General features: G+C 59.4%; 19 protein-coding genes and 2 pseudogenes. 13 read left to right on the top strand and 8 right to left on the bottom strand.

Features of this window, described 5'->3' with window-relative positions:
• Positions 1-726: 726 nt before the first annotated feature.
• Both PMN64_RS08125 and PMN64_RS08120 read left to right on the top strand, forming a co-directional pair.
• Positions 727-1113: a hypothetical protein gene (locus tag PMN64_RS08125; RefSeq protein WP_411780325.1), complete on the top strand. Its 387-nt coding sequence runs from the start codon at positions 727-729 to the stop codon at positions 1111-1113.
• Between the two features lie 665 nt (positions 1114-1778).
• Entirely contained in the window at positions 1779-3134 is a 1356-nt protein-coding gene (locus PMN64_RS08120; protein ID WP_411780324.1) for an LLM class flavin-dependent oxidoreductase, read from the top strand.
• A gap of 324 nt (positions 3135-3458) precedes the next feature.
• On the opposite strand, the gene PMN64_RS08115 is transcribed toward PMN64_RS08120, so the two are convergent.
• Together PMN64_RS08115 and PMN64_RS08110 are read right to left on the bottom strand one after the other, a co-directional pair.
• Positions 3459-3749, bottom strand: coding sequence for an IS66 family transposase (locus PMN64_RS08115; RefSeq protein WP_411780323.1), 291 nt, complete (start codon positions 3747-3749; stop codon positions 3459-3461).
• 13 nt (positions 3750-3762) lie between these two features.
• Entirely contained in the window at positions 3763-4356 is a 594-nt protein-coding gene (locus tag PMN64_RS08110) for an IS66 family transposase (RefSeq protein ID WP_411780322.1), read from the bottom strand.
• A 126-nt stretch (positions 4357-4482) separates the two neighbouring features.
• Here PMN64_RS08110 and PMN64_RS08105 point away from each other — a divergent pair, with 126 nt between their 5' ends.
• The 5 genes from PMN64_RS08105 (at position 4483) to PMN64_RS08085 (ending at position 8339) form a co-directional block, all read left to right on the top strand.
• The gene (locus tag PMN64_RS08105) at positions 4483-4761 is read left to right on the top strand and encodes a tyrosine-type recombinase/integrase (RefSeq protein WP_411780320.1); all 279 of its coding nucleotides are present in this window, start codon (positions 4483-4485) and stop codon (positions 4759-4761) included.
• Positions 4762-4908: 147 nt separating this feature from the next.
• Positions 4909-5328, top strand: a complete 420-nt coding sequence (tnpA, locus tag PMN64_RS08100) for an IS66-like element accessory protein TnpA (RefSeq protein ID WP_411780319.1) — start codon at positions 4909-4911, stop codon at positions 5326-5328.
• Positions 5325-5678: an IS66 family insertion sequence element accessory protein TnpB gene (gene tnpB / locus PMN64_RS08095; RefSeq protein WP_411780318.1), complete on the top strand. Its 354-nt coding sequence runs from the start codon at positions 5325-5327 to the stop codon at positions 5676-5678. The genes tnpA and tnpB (PMN64_RS08095) overlap by 4 nt, the downstream gene beginning before the upstream one ends.
• 148 nt (positions 5679-5826) lie before the next feature.
• Positions 5827-7350 carry an IS66 family transposase gene (tnpC, locus tag PMN64_RS08090; RefSeq protein ID WP_411780331.1) on the top strand — a complete coding sequence of 508 codons (1524 nt, stop codon included), beginning with the start codon at positions 5827-5829 and terminating at the stop codon, positions 7348-7350.
• 494 nt (positions 7351-7844) lie between these two features.
• Entirely contained in the window at positions 7845-8339 is a 495-nt protein-coding gene (locus tag PMN64_RS08085) for a tyrosine-type recombinase/integrase (RefSeq protein ID WP_411780317.1), read from the top strand.
• A gap of 437 nt (positions 8340-8776) precedes the next feature.
• Here the strand turns inward: PMN64_RS08085 and PMN64_RS08080 are convergent, their stop codons facing one another.
• The gene (locus tag PMN64_RS08080; protein WP_411780330.1) at positions 8777-8899 is read right to left on the bottom strand and encodes a transposase; all 123 of its coding nucleotides are present in this window, start codon (positions 8897-8899) and stop codon (positions 8777-8779) included.
• Between the two features lie 532 nt (positions 8900-9431).
• Between PMN64_RS08080 and PMN64_RS08075 the strand changes: the two genes are divergently transcribed.
• The 3 genes from PMN64_RS08075 to PMN64_RS08065 all read left to right on the top strand — a co-directional run bounded on the left by PMN64_RS08075 (position 9432) and on the right by PMN64_RS08065 (position 13055).
• A complete protein-coding gene (locus tag PMN64_RS08075) occupies positions 9432-10721 on the top strand; it encodes an aminotransferase class I/II-fold pyridoxal phosphate-dependent enzyme (protein WP_411780316.1) in 1290 nt (429 codons plus the stop codon).
• Between the two features lie 622 nt (positions 10722-11343).
• Positions 11344-12081: an SDR family NAD(P)-dependent oxidoreductase gene (locus tag PMN64_RS08070; protein ID WP_411780314.1), complete on the top strand. Its 738-nt coding sequence runs from the start codon at positions 11344-11346 to the stop codon at positions 12079-12081.
• Between the two features lie 428 nt (positions 12082-12509).
• The gene (locus tag PMN64_RS08065; protein WP_411780313.1) at positions 12510-13055 is read left to right on the top strand and encodes a transposase; all 546 of its coding nucleotides are present in this window, start codon (positions 12510-12512) and stop codon (positions 13053-13055) included.
• Here the strand turns inward: PMN64_RS08065 and PMN64_RS08060 are convergent.
• Genes PMN64_RS08060 through PMN64_RS08045 form a run of 4 tightly spaced genes read right to left on the bottom strand, consistent with a single transcriptional unit; the run spans position 13019 to position 15259 of the window.
• Positions 13019-13822: a hypothetical protein gene (locus PMN64_RS08060; protein ID WP_411780312.1), complete on the bottom strand. Its 804-nt coding sequence runs from the start codon at positions 13820-13822 to the stop codon at positions 13019-13021. The two genes, PMN64_RS08065 and PMN64_RS08060, sit on opposite strands and share 37 nt — an antisense overlap.
• A gap of 23 nt (positions 13823-13845) precedes the next feature.
• The gene (locus PMN64_RS08055) at positions 13846-14787 is read right to left on the bottom strand and encodes a recombinase family protein (RefSeq protein ID WP_411780311.1); all 942 of its coding nucleotides are present in this window, start codon (positions 14785-14787) and stop codon (positions 13846-13848) included.
• Positions 14788-14808: 21 nt separating this feature from the next.
• Positions 14809-15090 (bottom strand): recombinase family protein, encoded by a 282-nt coding sequence (locus tag PMN64_RS08050; RefSeq protein ID WP_411780310.1) that lies wholly within the window; start codon positions 15088-15090, stop codon positions 14809-14811.
• Positions 15068-15259, bottom strand: a complete 192-nt coding sequence (locus PMN64_RS08045; protein ID WP_411780309.1) for a hypothetical protein — start codon at positions 15257-15259, stop codon at positions 15068-15070. Before PMN64_RS08045 ends, PMN64_RS08050 begins: the two co-directional genes overlap by 23 nt.
• Positions 15260-15589: 330 nt before the next feature.
• On the opposite strand from PMN64_RS08045, the gene tnpB (PMN64_RS08040) reads away from it, so the two are divergent.
• Positions 15590-15829: an IS66 family insertion sequence element accessory protein TnpB gene (gene tnpB / locus PMN64_RS08040; RefSeq protein WP_411780308.1), complete on the top strand. Its 240-nt coding sequence runs from the start codon at positions 15590-15592 to the stop codon at positions 15827-15829.
• Positions 15826-16454: pseudogene (locus tag PMN64_RS08035) on the top strand (IS66 family transposase); the annotation flags it as partial. The gene tnpB (PMN64_RS08040) and the pseudogene PMN64_RS08035, both read left to right, overlap by 4 nt.
• Before the next feature lie 8 nt (positions 16455-16462).
• On the opposite strand, the pseudogene PMN64_RS08030 reads toward PMN64_RS08035, so the two are convergent.
• Positions 16463-16810 (bottom strand): annotated as a pseudogene (locus PMN64_RS08030) (IS630 family transposase); the annotation flags it as partial.
• A gap of 64 nt (positions 16811-16874) precedes the next feature.
• Here PMN64_RS08030 and PMN64_RS08025 point away from each other — a divergent pair.
• Positions 16875-17252, top strand: a complete 378-nt coding sequence (locus PMN64_RS08025) for a LexA family protein (RefSeq protein WP_411780307.1) — start codon at positions 16875-16877, stop codon at positions 17250-17252.
• Positions 17253-17271: the final 19 nt, after the last annotated feature.

The raw sequence follows: 17271 nt of genomic DNA, 5'->3' as shown, positions 1-17271 counted from the left end.
ACTTGCTGCTAAGGGCGCAGCGCGCCATCCGCTTGGATCTGCTGCTGAACCTCGACTTGTCTTGTTCTGTCCTATGATGAATCATCAGCTTTGATAGCCTTGACCGGTGCTTCCGCTTCACGAAGATTGAGCCCAAAAAAGCACCTGCAGATAGCGGACACGCGGAAACGATCACCCACAGCGCGCAATAGGCAGCTAGAGAGGCTCGCGGTATCGCCGATCGCGGCAGCAAGACCAGGGGTAGGCTTGCACTGAGACGGATAGCAGCCTTCAGGCATTCAAATTCGCACCGGCGCTCACGTGAACTAAGAAGCAATATTCGTCCGAGCCATTGCGATTTCTTAGTTCGCGATGTTGGATGACACCTTCTGTTCAAGGGGCGTGCCAACGGCGAGAGCCTTATTCGGAGGCAATTTACTCAAGCGAGTATGTCCTTGACCCAACAGTATGTCGCGAGCCCAACAGTGATCTCGAATCCCCCCACAGGATCGCATCCCGATCAGCCAAACCTTCTTCTCTTCAAGCAGATGGGTATTCTGATGCGCGGTTGTAGAAGCCCTCGAGGAAGGCGAAGATATCGCGCTGAGCCTCGGCTCGGGTACTGCACTCACCGACGTGCACGTCAAGCGCAATAGCTGGCCGCCGAGACCCCGAGCACGACACACATCAGCTGCACCGGACAGCCATCGCGGTGGTCCTCGATGAAGCGGAAGCTCATGTCCGGGTTTGGCAAAGATTGCGATCGACTTTCTAAGAAGCTGCCGGATCTGGGTCGCCTGGATTGCCTGTAACAAGAACCAGGAGATTTGGCTCGGCGCTAAAGATTTGCGAGGACATGGTCGCGATATTGCTGCTCACAGTGATCCGCGCGGGGTCTTTGAAATGCATGCCGTGCCGGGGAGTCTTGTAGAAAAAATTGCGATCAAGCGGGCAGTCGCTGTCGCCACCTTTGACTTACCCGCACGTAAGAACGGTCGGCGATGCAATGCACCGAGCGCTATATCGCTCCACCCGAAGGTTGTTGCTGTCAACCGCAACGGTGCGACTGTCCGGCTGAACGACCTACGTGTGCGCGAGGACAAGCGCCTTACCCCCAGAGATTTTGTTGCCTGACGCAAGGCAGAGCGACGAGGTGAAGTGTTTAGCGCTCGGCCATGCCCCTAGATCGCTCCGACGCCTGCAACGATGGCTGCATGCCGGCTGCGCCCGTGACATCCTTGACCACACGGATTCATCTCCATCAAGGCCTTCTGCATATGCTGGATACGAGCGGCGGCATATTCCGCCACCCGCTCCCGTTGGCGCAGATACGCGCGCACGGTTGCGATCTCAGCATCAGGTCCGATGCTGCCGCATAACCGGCCATACGAATGAAGCTGGCGCAACCGCGCGGCATGGAGGGGTTACTTGCGCACGGTCAACTACCGAACCTAGTATTTGATCTGTACGGGGATGCATGTCACATACCGCTTGATGGTAGCTCGAATAAGACTGGATCGATGCGCTGAGTTATCGGGGGCAGACGCGTGGGTCGCGCTTCTGCTCCGATTTGGACGGCAGAAGTAGTTGTCGTTTACGATGCTTGGAACGCTTTGGTTCGCCCCTCAAGACTACCTGAGAAGAGATGCACCTGAGCGACTGCGCCGGAACGTACACTGATCGAGCTGTATGCCGGCTCCTGAATGGTCGGGGCGGCGTGGTACGTTGTCCTTTGGCGCCAATGAACACGAAGCGCCTCGCGATGCGTGGTGACAGTCCAATTGAAAGGGAGATGCGGTATGCGGCGCAACGAAGAAATGAAGCTCGGATTGTTTCTCCGTCATGCGGGGTATCACGAAGGAGCATGGCGCGTCCCGGGTGTGCCAGCGAACTGCGGAGTTGAGATCGACCATTATTCTCAGGTTGCAGCACTTGCCGAAAGTGCGGGATTTCACTTCGTTTTTCTCGCCGATACCCCAAGCGTATTAGAACAAGACCACGCGCACATGGCCCGCGTATGCCGAAATGATGGATTCGAGCCGATCACGCTGTTGTCGGCGCTTTCATCGAGAACGCAACACATTGGTCTTGTCGCGACAGCGACGACGACGTATCACCAACCGTATCATCTTGCCCGCATGTTCGCCTCACTTGACCACCTGTCCCGGGGCCGGGCGGGCTGGAATATTGTCACGTCGGGATCTAAGTTCGATTCTGCAAACTTCGGCGATAAGGAACTTCCAGATTATGACACGCGCTATGCCCGGGCGAGAGAGTTCGTAGGAGTTGTCAAAGGCCTATGGGACACATGGGAAGATGACGCATTCATTCGGGACAAGCAAAGTGGCATTTTCGTTGATACCACGAAGCTGCATGTGCTCAATCACCGGGGAGTGCACTACTCAGTCAGCGGCCCACTGAACATAGCAAGGCCGCCGCAAGGGTATCCTGTGTTGGTTCAAGCCGGCGCATCAGAAGCTGGAATGCGGTTCGGTGCAGAAGTCGGCGAAGTCGTATTCACCTCCGAACCTTCTTTAGAGAACGGCAAACGATACTACGCAGCTCTCAAAGAGAAAGCGCGCGCACTTGGACGCGAGGACGATGACTTGCTAGTCATGCCGGGCATTGTCCCAATCGTCGGAAGAACCAAGGAAGAAGCGTCTCAGAAACTCGAAAGACTACATTCGTATATGCATAGTGACGTTCTAATTGGGATAGCCGATCTTAACCTGGGGTTTGTCACTAACTTGCGTTCAATGAACCTGGACTCACTGGTTCCTGAGGCCTTGCCGATGACAAACTTTATGCAGAGTCGTCAAAAGGTGCTGCTCGGCCAAGCCTCACGCCAGAAATTGACGTGGAGACAACTGATCCGCTTGATATCGGACAGCAAAGGGCACCTTATGGTTGTTGGAACGCCGGACGAAATTGCTGATGTCATGGTGGATACATTTGATCAACGTGCTGCTGACGGATTCAATGTAATGCCGGTAACGCTGCCCGGCGAACTCAAAGATTTTGTCGAGTTCGTCGTCCCCGAATTGCGTCGGCGAGGCAAATTCAGATCAGGATATTCCGGACAAACTCTAAGAGACAACCTCGGCCTAAAGCGACCACCCAATCCATTCACGCAAGCAGATGTGCGCACTCGTTGAAAGACATGATGAAGCTGTTGAGCGGGATTTGGCCCTTTTTGCGCAGAATTGGAACTGAGATTGCAAGCCCTTCCAAGGCTAGACATGCAACTTCACGTTCGAGATGGAACGAAGCTGCTCGGGTGACATTTGAGGACGTGGTAAGGTCCGCTTCCTCTCAGGATGGCTCCCCGGTAGGTGATGAATGCTGTTACCATCCGCGCCTACAGTGGCGTCATATCGTGTCGGCGCACCAGCGCCGTTACGATCGCGCCATTGCGTCTTCTGTTCCGCCGTCCAGGCGTGGCGTCGCAAATTACGTCCGGTTTGTGCACCGCCTCCGGCCTAGCAAAGCCAAAGCTCGGGCTCCCAATTCGCCGCGAAGGTCCTTTGCCAAGTCACCAGCAGGGACGTGACAGGGCATATCGCCGCGCTGGGATCGACGTCGTTGAAGCGATAGGTCGTGATCATCGTCAGCATGATGGCGGCACGGTCGGCGCCACGCTGGCTGCCGGCGAAGGTCCAGTTGCGCCTTCCGAAGGCGATGCCTCTCAATGCGCGCTCAGCGCAATTATTGGTCAAGCAGATCCTGCGATCGTCGAGGAAGCGGGCGAAGTTGTCCCAGCGCCTGAGCATCTAGTTGATAGGCTCAGGACCTCGGAGGAGCGTGAGAGGTTTCGCGCTCACGCGGCAACCAGGCGTGCATGTCCTCGAGAAGCGGCGGCCATTGATGGCGCGATCGATCTCGAGCAACGCATCCAGGCGTCTGACCGCCTCCAGTGCGATCGGAAAAACCGGTTTGCCTTCTTACCTCCCCGAGCATTTTTCTCGATGTCAGCCAGCTCGAAGAAGCCCCGCCGCGCATGGGCAAAGCAAAACGCCGGCGTAATCGGCAGCACCTTCTTCTGCGCCTCGATCGCAGGCTCGACGCGATGTAGCAATCGGCTTGCAGGATACCGGCGAAGGCGGCCAGATGCTTCTGGGGATGCTCGCCTCGTCGGTCGCTCGAGGCGTAATAGACTGCCGCCAGCAGCGCAGGCCCGGCAAAGGGCCGGTCATCCCGCACATAGGTGCGGCTCCGTCTGGTCGTGCACTTGCCCTTCGCCAGGATACGGATGGTGGTGTCGTCGCCATGAAGGCGCTCGGCAGCGAGTACATGGCGTTCGACCAAGTGGAAGAGCGGCACCTCAATGACGACGCGCTCGCGTGCGGTGGCGCCGCCAACAGTCGCGCCGTCCGTCACGGCCTGCTCCGCCGATTCTACGAGTACCTGACGTCTACGACCCCCAAACCGAGGCCTTAGATCGCAGAGCCTTCCTAAATCCAGGGCGCCTCGACCGCCGCGCATCTGAGCTGGCGTCGCTTATCGATGCAGCTTCATTTCGCCAAGGATCCCCCTCTCAAGGGCCGCACGATGACGACGCTGATCGGACTATTGGCCAGCACGGGGCTACGTTCTGGCGAAGTGGTGAGGCTCGATCGCGGCGACGTCGATCTGACCAAAGCGGTCGTCCTAGTTCGTAAGACCACGTTCCGTAAAGACCGCATGGTTCCTATGCCAACGACCCAGGCAGCCCTTCGTCGATACGCCTTTGAGCCCGACGCCGTGTCTCTCAGGCCCAAGGACGAGTACTTCTTTCTCAGCTAGCGCGGCTGTCGTCGTCGGCGGCCGGCCTGCAAAGCAATGTTGCTAAGGCCTCCGGCACCGGTTCGCGGTAAGCGCTTAGCCGTAACCCTTGCTTCGGGATCTGGATAGCTATGCGAAGAAGCCTCCGGCTTTGGACGGAGGTTTTGGATGGGATTGGACAGCAAAAAGGACGTCCATTTGGACGGCCCATCGGGGTCGGTTAGCCGGCTGGAAGTTCTTGAAGGACCGTCGGGGCGCCGCGTGCGTTCGGAAGCTGAGAGAGCTCGGATTGTCGCCGAGAGTCTGTTGCCCGGTGCCCAGGTGTCCGAGGTCGCGCGCAAGCACGGAGCGACGCGCTGGCAGATCTACGATTGGCGACGGCGGTTTCGCCAGCGAGGCATGTTGCCGCCGTGCGAGGCATCCCCGCCGACATTCGCTCCGCTGGTCGTGGAACGTGCTTTGGAGGAGCTTCCTGCTCCGGCGATCAAGCTTGAGATCGCGATCGGTGATGTCGTGCTGCGGACGGATACGGCCATTGATGGTGAGCAGCTGTCCCGGGTGATCCGTGCGGTGCGAGCGTCACGATGATCGCGGCCGGTGCTGATCTGAAGATTTACATCGCGACGCGGCCGATCGACTTCCGCTGTGGCCACGATGGGCTTGCGGCGAAGGTGCAGGAGATGCTTCGTCTCGACCCGTTCAGCGGCGCAGCCTTCGTGTTCCGATCGAAACGAGCGGACCGGATCAAGATTTTGGTCTGGGATCGAACGGGCCTGGTGTTGGTGCACAAGCGTCTCGAAGGTTGCAAGTTCGTTTGGCCAACGATCGCAGGCGGCGTGATGCGGATATCGCCGGCGATGTTCGCGGCCCTGTTCGAGGGGCTGGATTGGAGGTTGGTCCGCCCGGAAGAAGCGCGGCGTCCTCAGGCGGCCGGATAACTGCGGCAGAATGACTCGGAAGCTATTTTGAACGTGGCACGCGCGGCGGCGATGTGCTCGAAATAGCGCATGAGCATCGCGGCGCTGCGCGACGAAAATGAACAACTGAAGGCGCTTTTGGCGCAAACGCAGGCGGCCTTGAGCGAGCATTCAGGGGGCGCTGGCGGCGTCGGAGGAAGCGCGGCGTCGGCTGGAGATCATTCTCGGCGAATTGCGACGCGAGAAGTTCGGCGCGAAGTCCGAGAAGCTGCGGCCAGATCAGTATCACTTACCGCTGGAAGACGTGGAGATCGCGCAAGGCATCCTGGACGCGGCGCAAGAGAGAGCCGAGGCTGTGATCAATGGCCGATCGCGGAACGTGCCGGATCAAGGTCCTCATCGCAATCGCGGCTGCTTGCCTGCCCATTTGCCGCGGGTGGAACGGATCATCGAGCCTGCGAGCACGCTCTGTCCGTGCGGTTGCGGCGTCATGGCGAAGATCGGCGAGGACGTCAGCAAACGCCTCGACGTGATCCCGGCGCAATGGCGGGTGTTGGTCACGCGCCGCCCGAAATACATCTGTCGCCGCTGCGCGGGCCCCGTCGTGCAGGCGCACGCACCGGAGCACGTCGTGCCCGGCGGGCTGCCGACCGAAGCGGCCATCGCGCACGTGATCGTCTCCAAATTTGGCGACCATACGCCATTTTACCGTCAGGCCGAGATCTGTGCGCGCCAGGGTATCCGGCTTGATCGGGCGACGCTGGGCAACTGGTCCGGCCGCGCCTGCTTCCATCTTCAGCCCATCGCGGACCACATGCGCCGCCGCCTGGCCATGGCGGATCGTCTGTTCATGGACGAAACCACGGCGCCAGTGCTCGATCCGGGGCGCGGCCAAACTAAGAAAGGCTACTTCTGGGCGATCGTCTCCGATGACCGCGGCCACAGCGGCCCAAGTCCGCCGATCGTGCTGTTCCGATATGCCCCCGGTCGCAGCGGTGCCTTTGCGGAGCAGTTCCTAGATGGCTTTTGCGGACGCTTCCTGCAATGCGATGCCTATGACGGTTATGACCGGCTGACCGAAGTCGCTCGACCGCAAGGGCCGTGGACGCTCGTGCATTGCTGGAGCCATTTGCGCCGGCGCTTCGTCAAATTGGCCCGTAACAGCAAATCGCCGATCGCCGAGGCCGCCGTTCGGCACATCGCCCAGCTTTACGCCATCGAAGCCATGGTACGCGGCTCATCGCCGGACATCCGGCTGGCCGCGCGCAAGGAGCACTCGCTGCCCATGGTAGCCGCGGTGAAGTCGTGGTTCGAGAAACAGTTGTCGATGATCTCCAGCGGATCGACGCTCGCCGAGGATATCCGCTATGCGCTCAATCATTGGGAGGGGCTGACGCGCTTCCTCGAAGACGGATGTCTCGAGCTCGACACCAACCCGGTCGAGAACGCCATCCGGCCAATCTGCTTGACCAGGAAAAACGCTCTCTTCGCCGGACATGAAATCGGGGCCGAAAACTGGGCCTTGCTGGCATCGATCGTCGCCACCTGCAAACTCAACGACGTCAATCCGGCCAGCTACATCGCCGAAACACTCGAGGCGATTATCGAAGGCCATCCCCATAGCAGAATCGAAGACCTCATGCCGTGGCGATTCCGCAAGGCGTCAAGCCAGCCTCAACAGGGCCCCGGCTGAGCGCTTACGGTTCGCGGTGACCAGACTCAGGCTTTGGCACCAACGGCGTGCAGATGTTCAAGCGCGGCTGCCTCTACTCGCCACCTATCTCGGCCACGGCAGCTACAGCGACACGGCCTACAACCTTACCGGTTCGTCGGATCTTCTCGCCATCGGGCTAAACCCCCTTTCTCGACGGAGGCAACCGCGAGAGCAAGCACTTCCTTCCGGCGCGGCTCCTAGAGTCGTGCTTCCGTCGTCGGTTAACAATGCAGCGCAACGCGACCTGCACGACCCTGGCCAGCTATTGCGACGCCTTGCGCATCTTGATCGCGCTTACCCGTTTGCGGAAGAGGCCAGCGCCGTTGGCCCTTGAAGATCTCGACCGGGGCCTCGTTCTCGCCTTTCTCGATGAGCTTGAGGAGAAACGGAACAACTCCGTAGCAACGCGCAGCGCCCGACTAGCCGCGATCTGATCCTTCTTCCACCACGTCGCCACCGCCGGTCCCGCCTCGTTGGGCATCGCCCAACGGGTTCTGACGATCGCACCAAGCGGGCCCGCATCGAGCTGGCGCACCACCCACCAACGCCGTGGAGAGGCCATCATCGCAGCCCCTGATCAGACGACGCCCCGCGGCGCGCACGACCGGGCCTTTCTGCTCTTCTTGGCGAGAACCAGCGCTCGCGCGTCCAAAGCGACCGGCGTCAACGCGAACGACCTTCAGTTGGAGCGAGAACGTCCGCAAGTGCTGCTTCACGGCAAGGGACGCCGAGATCGCGTCGTTCCCATTCCTCAGGATCTGGTGCGATCGCTGACTGACCTATTGAGCGAACGCGGCCTCGCCTATCATGAACCGCGGCCGATCTTCGTCGGGGTCCATAACGAGCGCCTGACGCGTTTCGGCGCGACACACATCGTGCGGCGTGCCGCCTCCCAGGCCGGGTCCACCAAGCCAAGCTTGGAGGGCAAGTCGATATCGCCGTACATCTTTCGGCATTCCCCGCGATGAAGTTTCTCCGGTCAGGCGTGGATCTCCTGACGATCCGGGCCTGGCTTGCCATGGTCAGGTCGCCACAACCCACCGATACAGTGCTGCGTGTGTCGAGGTGACGCACCGAGGACTCCAGAAGGCGGCCGTCTCAGGCGACCGCAGCGTGCACTTCCGACCAAATGACACCGTCCTACAGCTGCTGGCCAGCAATCTGATTATTTTGTGGCGGAGGAATCCAGGCGTGGGCCGGCCCTGGCTGGCGTTAGGGCGCCTCCACCACGTTATCTCGTCCGACACATAAGTGCGGATCCCACTTCAAGCTCTCCTGAACCAGACGCGCAAGGCTCGGGAATCCGCGGCGCATATCGCTATGGCCGGTCGCAAGCCGCACACCCACATTGTATGGCAATCATCGGCGCTTCAGCACGCCGAGGACCCGCGCCAGCGTCTCTGGGTCAACGTGGGCATCCTCCTACTCGTTCGGTCGTCCGTGCCTGTCGGCGCCAAGTGAACACCAAGCTCGCTGCAACGCCATTGCGGCGCGCAACCTCCGTCACGTTTACCCTTGGTGCCAACATCACCTTGACGAACCTCGCCTTGTCATCCTGCGACCTGCGCCGCCGCCGCTCCAACTCGCCCAAAACCTCCACCCGCCGAGCTTGGGATGCCGCTGCAACTCGACCCGATAGGCACGCTGTTCAGTTGCAGGGAGGCGAACAAAGCAATACAGCGCTGTCAGTAGCATTGCGCGTGCCGGTGGCGCTTGACCTCCGCAGATGTCAGGAAATCCCGAACCTCTTTGGCGGTGAAATCGATGAGCAACGTCGCTGCAGCGTCCGGCTCGACCATGGCGAGATCAGCTGCTGAGACCACTATCAAACTGGACCACTTGATTCATAGTTACGCAGTTGGGTGGCTATATCGCCGCGATCTTCCAGCACATCTGTCCTATCTGGTTTGGTAGCTGCCAAAGCGGCGTCGCCGGTGGTTTATTCTCTTGCGCTAACGAGGGCCAATCGAGCTGCCTATAAGACCCACGAACCTCGTCCGACGCTCATTTGACCCAACCGTCGTGTCTTCACATCGGACGTATGCTTTGGGGTATATGGAATGGAGAACGAGATGCAACAGCGGAGTGTGCTCTCCAGCAGTGGCAGGCCAACCGGCCAATTTCGAAACACAGCGTACATGATCAACGAAAGTAGGGCACACTTCGATGCCGCCCACGCGGCCGGTCTCATGGCTGTCCACGGACGTTCTATGATTGGGCGCGCTTTCGCTTTGGGCAACGGCCCCCTTGACGGCCGATCTCAGGTAATCGATTTTGCGCGATGCTCTTACCTGGGCCTGGACAATCACCCCTTAATAGTCGCTGGTGCAATCGAAGCGATAGAGGCGCATGGTTCATTGCACTGGTCTTGCGCGCGAACGCGACTCAATTTCGATCTTCTTGCAGACCTTGAAGCAATTCTCTCCGAGATGTTTTGCGCACGCGTCCTCGCCTTCTCCACCGTAATGCTTGCAAATCAAGGCGCAATGCCGTTGCTTGCTTCCGGCCAATTGACAGGCGGAAGAAAGCCGCTCGTCGTCTTTGATCGCATTGCGCACATTTCGCTCGCCTATCACAAGCCAGTGATCGCTGATGAGACGCGAGTAGAGACGATTGCACACAACGACCTCGAAGCTCTCGAACGCTTATGCCGCAAACATACCATGGTAGCATATGTGTGCGATGGTGTTTACTCCATGGGAGGGAATTCGCCAATAAAAGAACTGCGTCAGCTCCAGGAGCGTTATGGGCTCTTTCTCTATATCGATGACGCTCACGGCATATCGCTCTTCGGACGTCAAGGCGAAGGATTTGCTCGGTCTCAGTTTCCGGAAGTAATGGGTGATCGCACGATCATAGCAGCGTCGTTGGCAAAAGGATTTGGTGCATCAGGCGGCATGTTGATGCTCGGAACTGTTAGCCACGAGGACCTGTTTAGACGTTACTCGATTCCCTATGCGTTTTCGGTCGCTCCCAATCTAGCGGCGGTTGGCGCAGCACTTGGCTCCTGTAAGATTCACCGCTCGGCAGAACTCGGCGAACGGCAGAACCGGTTAGCCCAACGGATTAAAGTCTTTGACCGTCGTGTCACAACAGCCGAGAAAGGCAATTCATTTCCGATTAGGATGATTGGCATCGGATCCGAAGCCAAGGCGATTGCAATCGCAAGAGAGCTTCTTGATGCCGGCTTCTACACGTTGGTGACATTCTTCCCCACGGTCGCCCGAGAAAAAGCGGGGATTCGGGTATGCATTACAGCCGATCATGAAGTCAGGGATATAGAGCGGTTATGCGACTGCATCTTGGCCAGGGTGCCCGACACAACGGCTGTTGCGTCAGCGCTGCCCTGAGTAATGTCGGGAGATCTAGTGTAGGGAAATACATATAGCTGGCCGGCACTCACTATGAGGCTGCCCGGCACGGCTTTCGACGCGAAGCCTTAGTTTGCGACTCTCGATCCCGACATCATTCTGTCGTATGTCGTACTGACCTGCTAACAACTGCTCAAGATGGGGTATTGCCATCAGATGAATCTCCTGACCACCCATTTTGGCTGTATCTGGTGCGAGGTCGGGTCAACACGTGTAGTATGGGCAGCTGTGCTGCGTTATAGGCATCTAGAAAAAATGATCTCGACGATGGGATGCCGTCGGCTTGGACATGCGCGAAACTGGATGCTTGGTAAGGTCTGCGGGACAAATTGCTGGGCATTCCTCCGGGAGAGCGTCGACCTGTTACGAATGAGGAGACGATGATGCATCGCCGCGGGAAAGGAATACGCGACAGTTCAAACCGGAGCCCGCAACTCGCGAGCTGGGACGGGCAGCGACAGCGAGGATCTTTCCTATTGCGGCATATGGCGCTGCGCTATCCCGGCGCCATGGACTCGTCTGTTAACGTTCTTGCGACCGTTTGACAACTATGCAGACTCTAGGAGAATTCACGGGTCAAAGCGGCCGGTGCGTAGCGCTCGTGACCGGCGGAGCACGCGGGATTGGTCTCGCAATCGTACGTCAGTTCCTGGCCGATGGCTATCACGTCGCTTTTGTAGCGACAAGATCGGAGAATGTGGAGCGGGCGCTTCACGTTCTTAGCTATCTCGAAGATCGGCTCTACGCCGAGGCGGTTGATGTAACGCGACAAAACGACGCGCGCGAAGTTGTTGCTCGCATCAGGGCGCGGTGGGGCGACATTGCGATTTTAGTCAACAACGCGGGCATCTCACCCAAGCGTGTGGACCAAGATGCAGCTTGGCTTTCTCAGACGTCGCTCGATGAGTGGGCGCGAGTCATCGATGTCAATCTCAATGCCCCCTTCAATCTCATGCGGCTCTTGGCGCCAGGAATGGTCGCGAAAGGATATGGACGCATCATCAATGTGGGGTCGCTCGCGGGGCGTGCCGTGCCGTTGATCGCAGGACCTCACTATGCCGCGTCGAAGGCAGGATTGGTCGGATTGACGCGTGCTGCAGCGCGTGATCTGGGGCCACACGGTATTACGGTCAATTGTATCGCTCCTGGCCGGATTCTCAGCGACCTGACCGGACCACCGGAGGCCGCTGTCAACCGCTTTGCGCTCAGCCGGATTCCGGCCGGCCGTTTTGGAACGCCTGAAGAGGTGGCGCACGTTGCGGCCTTTCTGGCCTCGCCGAAAGCGGGCTTTATCAACGGTGCAACCATCGATATCACGGGCGGTGAGTTCGCAGCCTAGGCCGATGCCCGCATTTTTAGCAGCCGCGCCTAGTCCTAGTGCCGCCGCCTCGCAACCGTTTATCGCTTCTGGCAATGAGGCGGGCCCGATGGTTGCCGCCAGCAGAGCGGAAACCCCTCCATCGTCACGGCGAGTTCCAAGGACAATGCCACACTCGTGCGCCCTGCCGATCGAGCGTAAGCCTCCGATGGAAAGACGCCTTGCGACAGGCTGGGCTGATGGTTGAGAACTGTCCGTATGGACAGCCATACGATCAAAGCGCTAAATCGAATCGATGTGGTGGAGACGGTATCCCTCCATTGAGGGCAGCCTTGTTTGACGGACGCGAGCGCTACAGGTCCTTGGGGGTAATTCTAGGAGATGCGCTATGACGATTTCGCGGGCAGAGGTGATCACATCAGTCGAGCGGCGGCGTCGCTGGTCGCAGGATGAAAAGGAACGGCTGGGTTGCAGCATCGCTCGAGCCCGGAGCCACCGTTTCCGAGGTGGCTCGCATGGCCGGCCTTCATGTGAGCCAGCTGTTCAGGTGGCGCAATGAGCTTTGCAAGCACGGTGAGACGAGTATAGCGCCGTTAGTGCCGGTCGAGATTGAGCCGTCTGTGCCGCCGCGGGATGTGGCCGAAGCGCCATTGACGAGGGGGCCGGCGCGTCGACGGAGGACCAGGGCATCATCGAGATCGATCTTGGTAGCGGACACCGCATCCGGGGCGATGGCGACGTTGATGGAGACGCGCTGCGCCGAATTCTCGATGCCCTGGTGCTCCCGATTCCGACCGGCGTGCGAGTGTGGCTCGCGACAGGCTACACGGATATGCGCAGAGGCTTTCCGTCGTTGGCACTTCAAGTGCAGGAGGTGCTGCGCTAAGACCCGCTCGGCGGTGATCTGTTCGTCTTCCGCGGTCGCCGCCTACAGCTCGTTTCATTGTACGTCCTTTTGTCAGATTCCGGGCAGTCGGAGCATCCTATCGTATTGATAGTCAATGTAGTTTTTCGGACGACGTTCGATCACGCGCTGCACCGCTATGCGTACTGTTTCCGAAGTCAGCGCGTCGACAGGGACCAACCATTGCGCGCCCTTGATTGCTTGTGTTGCCAGCAAGATGCCCTTCAGCACCAAGCTCTTTGCTGATCCGACGCAAATTCCAAAGTGTGCCGCAGCCTTCGCAAGGCTGATCATTTTGCCGTCGGATGATGCGGGATCGTATTCCGGCAAGCCCAGGCGTTCGCGCATTTCCCGCACGCGAACAGTCGTCCAGGTCTCGCCATCGCCGGTCTTGCAGCGCATCCGATTGAGCGACACGGCGAGTTCTCGATCAGGCCAATGACCAGCGAGTTTGCAAAGTGCGTCAACGGCAGTGGGTACCATATCCCCCGGATATCGGCCTGTCTTAACGCGAGCAACACGAACTCCCGTGTGCCGGCCGCCGGTCCAGTGGATGAGCAGCACCGCCTCGTTGGTGTTCTCATCGAGATCGCAAACAATCTCTCGGACCACGATGTGAACCAGCCGCTGCTTGCTGCGTGTGTCCGTGGACGGTGCATTCCAGACCCGCGGCAGATCATGCGCAAGTTGCAGAAGCAAGGCGCGGTCGATCTTGGGACTTTCCGCCGATGCGGCGCGCAGCTCCTTAATCCGACCCTCAAGCTCGGCAACCCGCTCCAATGCGCCATTCCAGCGCGCCTCGAGTTCACGGGCAACGACGCTTCGCCGGATCCACAAGCTCGTATCGGCGTGCGGCAAGAGACGCTTCGTAGCGTGCGACTTCAAGCCCCCGTTCGACGGCGGCCGCCGATCTCTTTTCTCGAGCGCTCAACCTGGTCGGACGCCAATATCGCTGCCTCAACAGCCCGATCGGAGACAGCCTCGAGGATTTGCAGCGCGACCGCACGATCGACCCGCACTCCGCCGATACCGATACATAAGCCTGCACCAACATGGGCGTCATCGCCGCGGCATTGATAACGATGGGCATTCCCCCTGGCCTGGCCATAGAACACACGCATCATCCGCCCGCAACGTCCGCACCGCATCAAGCCAGTCAGAAGTGCGCGTCCCCCGCGCGCCGATTTACGCGAGCAATTCTTCTTCATGTGCGCGTTTTCCAGCAGCAGCTTCTGATTATCTTCGTACTCCTGCCAACTGATATAGCCGGGATGATTGCCGCGCAGGAGAACATTCCATTCCTCCCGTGGCTTCTTGAACCCGCTGACCTTGCGGGCGCGACCGTCCACGATCCGTGTCTTCTGAGCGATTCGGCCAAACGCATAGGCGCCAGCATAGAGCGGATTGTGCAAGATCTGCATCACCGAGTGATAGGCCGGCGCCTTCCAGCTGAGCTTGTAGATTTGAACGTTCCTCAGGACCACAGGCATCTTAATGTCGGCGGCGCGCAGCCAAAGAAAGACCTGCCGGGCGCTGCCGAGCTCGCGGAACTTCGTGAAGACGAGTCGAATCACTCCCGCCACATGTTCGTCGGGATCGATTTCGATCTTCCCAAGCTCATTCCAACAAAATCCTGGTGGAAGCATGAAGCGGTACTCGCCGCGCTTGGCCTTGGAGTCTCGAGCGGCGATTCCACGTTGGCGAAGCAGGCTCAGCTCATACTCCGACATCGTCCCCTTCAGTCCGAGAAGCAGGCGGTCGTTGACAAGCCGCGGATCGTAGGCACCGTCGGGATCGACGACCAACGCGAAGCGAGCGCGCATAGGTCGATCAAATGATGCCAGTCACGCCCATTGCGCGCCAGCCGTGATGCCTCGATGCAATAGACGGCACCGACGTCGCCTGAACACGCCATATCCAGGCCGCTGGGTGCTGCCGGAACCTGAGCGGCCAAGATCGTCGTCAATGACCGTCACGGACTTAAATCCGGCGGTTTCAGCGGCCTGTGCCAGGTCGTATTGTCGCCGCTGGCTTTCGAGATTGCCCATGACTTGGGACATTGTCGATTGGCGAACATAGACGATGGCGGCGCGACTGAGGTGATCAGGCGTGATCTTGATGCTCATGATCACCTCCCGTCATCTGAACGGTCTCGATGCCCGCCGCTTCCAGCAGGAGGTCGGCGAGCGCCTGGATCAGGCCTTTGGGATTGGCGCCCAGCGGGCCCTCGGGTATCCGACGACCCAGATCCAGCCCCAGTTGAATCGGCTCGCGATATTGGCTTTTTCTGCGCACGTCCTTTCTCCCTCTTCATCGAAGGACGAGATCGTACGCCCGGGGCCTGATTCGTTCCGAGAAGCTTCAGAACAACGGCAAGCTCGTTGAGTCCATCAATACTGACCTGCGGCGGTCCAAGCGCCATGCCGGCACAGTAACTTTCGTCGAACATCCAATTGGGCACCTCACGACTGAACCCGCGCCGTTCCTCCATGTAGATGCATTTCAAATCCTTGCCGCGTCGGAACGGCGCGACCTGAAGCGTCCGCCCAAAAAGCGGGTGCCACGGATATGCAATTGTCGCGCTTCGAAGACTGTATGTAGAATGTCGCGTGTTGGAGCGATCTTGTGAAAGTGATCTGGCATAATGGCCAGGGAGCATGCCTGTTTACCAAAAGACTCGCGAGAGGAAAGTTCGTCTGGCCATCCGTTGCCGGTGAATCGGTAACGATCTCTCCGGCGCAGTTGGGCTATCTGTTGTCCGGGATCGATTGGCGCAACCCTCAAGAAACCCATCGTCCGACGCGGGTCGGATTGCCGCTTTTGCGGTTTGAATCTGCTGCTCGATCTGATTCAATGGCTTCATGATATCGAAGCCGGACGATCTTCCATCGGACCTTGCGAGTGCCTTGGCGGGCGCTGCAGGCCGAGCGTGAGGCGCGGCTGCGAGCCGAGGCAGTGGCTGCCAGTGCGCGGGCGGAGCTGTCGGACAACGAGGCGCTGATCGCGCATCTTGAGCTGCGGATCGAGAAGCTCAAACGCGACCTGTACGGGCAGCGCTCCGAGCGCACGGCGCGGCTGCTCGAGCAGTTGGAGCTGAAGCTCGAAGAACTCGTCACAACGGCGAGCGAGGATGAGCTTGCCGCGCACGCCGCAGCGGCGAAGACGCAGAACGTCCGCCCCTTCATGCGCAAGCGGCCGGTGCGCAAACCATGGCCGGATGACATCGAACGTCATTGAGGTGCCGCTCTTCCACTTGGTCGAACGCCATGTACTCGCTGCCGAGCGCCTTCATGGCGACGACACCACCATCCGTATCCTGGCGAAGGGCAAGTGCACGACCAGACGGAGCCGCACTTATGTGCGGGATGACCGGCCCTTTGCCGGGCCTGCGCTGCTGGCGGCAGTCTATTACGCCTCGAGCGACCGACGAGGCGAGCATCCCCAGAAGCATCTGGCCGCCTTCGCCGGTATCCTGCAAGCCGATTGCTACATCGCGTCGAGCCTGCGATCGAGGCACTGTCCCCGCAAGACGCCGATCTCGATCTTGAGCAGCTTGCGTGCTTGGGGGGCTAGTGGAACTCGAGCCGCCGCAAAATACGTCTGGCTTCGGGAGGCGGGTATACCGGATAGAGCACGCCGGCAGAATGGGTCTGTCCTGGACGAACCAGACGGTCTCGACGTCGGGATAATGGATATCGACGAGTTCGCGCATGCATTGGGCGTGGTCTGCGGCACGCCGGTCGGTGACTTGGCCTTGCGCCAGGGGCGATGCACGTCGAGCACGACGAAGAAGTTGACGGTGCCCTTGCGACGATACTCGTAATCGTAACGTTCGAGCCGATCCGGACTCGGCCGGGATCAGGGCATCGGCCGCCAGCAAAATCTGCGCTCGCTTGAGCTTGCGGGACGCATGCTTGCCGCCGCCGAGCAGCGTCTTGAGTTCGGTGCGTTCGACTTGGCTCAGTTCGACCCGAGATCGTACATACATGACTGCCTCCTTGATCGAGGCTCGCACGAACAACTGAATCTGATGGCCGGCGTGAGTCCTTCGGCAAAACCCTTCACGTCCAAACAGGGGCAGTACCTTGCCTTCATCCACCTCTATACGCGGCTAAACTGCAGAGCCCCGGCGGAAACCGACATGAAAGAGTATTTTCCTGTCAGCCCGCCCTCGGTTCACAAAATGGTGCTGACGCTGGAACGCGCTGGCCTCATCAGAAGGCAGCCAGGGACGCCTCGCAGCGTCGTGGTCAATTGTATTGGTTCGTGGTGGATTCTGACTATCTGACTGTGCCAACTGACGCCGC

The sequence above is a fragment of the Bradyrhizobium sp. UFLA01-814 genome (genome assembly GCF_046718885.1).
GTDB classification, from domain to species: domain Bacteria; phylum Pseudomonadota; class Alphaproteobacteria; order Rhizobiales; family Xanthobacteraceae; genus Bradyrhizobium; species Bradyrhizobium elkanii.
Note: the sequence above shows the minus strand (reverse complement) of the source record. Positions and strands in the feature narration are given on the sequence as shown.

Excerpts from the sequence above, each read along its gene's own strand:
- PMN64_RS08065 (WP_411780313.1), top strand. The coding sequence starts at position 12,510 with ATGAAAAGGAACGGCTGGGTTGCAGCATCGCTCGAGCCCGGAGCCACC.
- PMN64_RS08075 (WP_411780316.1), top strand. The coding sequence starts at position 9,432 with ATGGAGAACGAGATGCAACAGCGGAGTGTGCTCTCCAGCAGTGGCAGG.
- tnpA (WP_411780319.1), top strand. The coding sequence starts at position 4,909 with ATGGGATTGGACAGCAAAAAGGACGTCCATTTGGACGGCCCATCGGGG.
- PMN64_RS08055 (WP_411780311.1), bottom strand. The coding sequence starts at position 14,787 with ATGCGCGCTCGCTTCGCGTTGGTCGTCGATCCCGACGGTGCCTACGAT.
- PMN64_RS08025 (WP_411780307.1), top strand. The coding sequence starts at position 16,875 with ATGCTTGCCGCCGCCGAGCAGCGTCTTGAGTTCGGTGCGTTCGACTTG.
- PMN64_RS08105 (WP_411780320.1), top strand. The coding sequence starts at position 4,483 with ATGCAGCTTCATTTCGCCAAGGATCCCCCTCTCAAGGGCCGCACGATG.
- tnpB (WP_411780318.1), top strand. The coding sequence starts at position 5,325 with ATGATCGCGGCCGGTGCTGATCTGAAGATTTACATCGCGACGCGGCCG.
- PMN64_RS08080 (WP_411780330.1), bottom strand. The coding sequence starts at position 8,899 with ATGTTGGCACCAAGGGTAAACGTGACGGAGGTTGCGCGCCGCAATGGC.
- PMN64_RS08120 (WP_411780324.1), top strand. The coding sequence starts at position 1,779 with ATGCGGCGCAACGAAGAAATGAAGCTCGGATTGTTTCTCCGTCATGCG.
- PMN64_RS08050 (WP_411780310.1), bottom strand. The coding sequence starts at position 15,090 with ATGAGCATCAAGATCACGCCTGATCACCTCAGTCGCGCCGCCATCGTC.
- PMN64_RS08115 (WP_411780323.1), bottom strand. The coding sequence starts at position 3,749 with ATGCTCAGGCGCTGGGACAACTTCGCCCGCTTCCTCGACGATCGCAGG.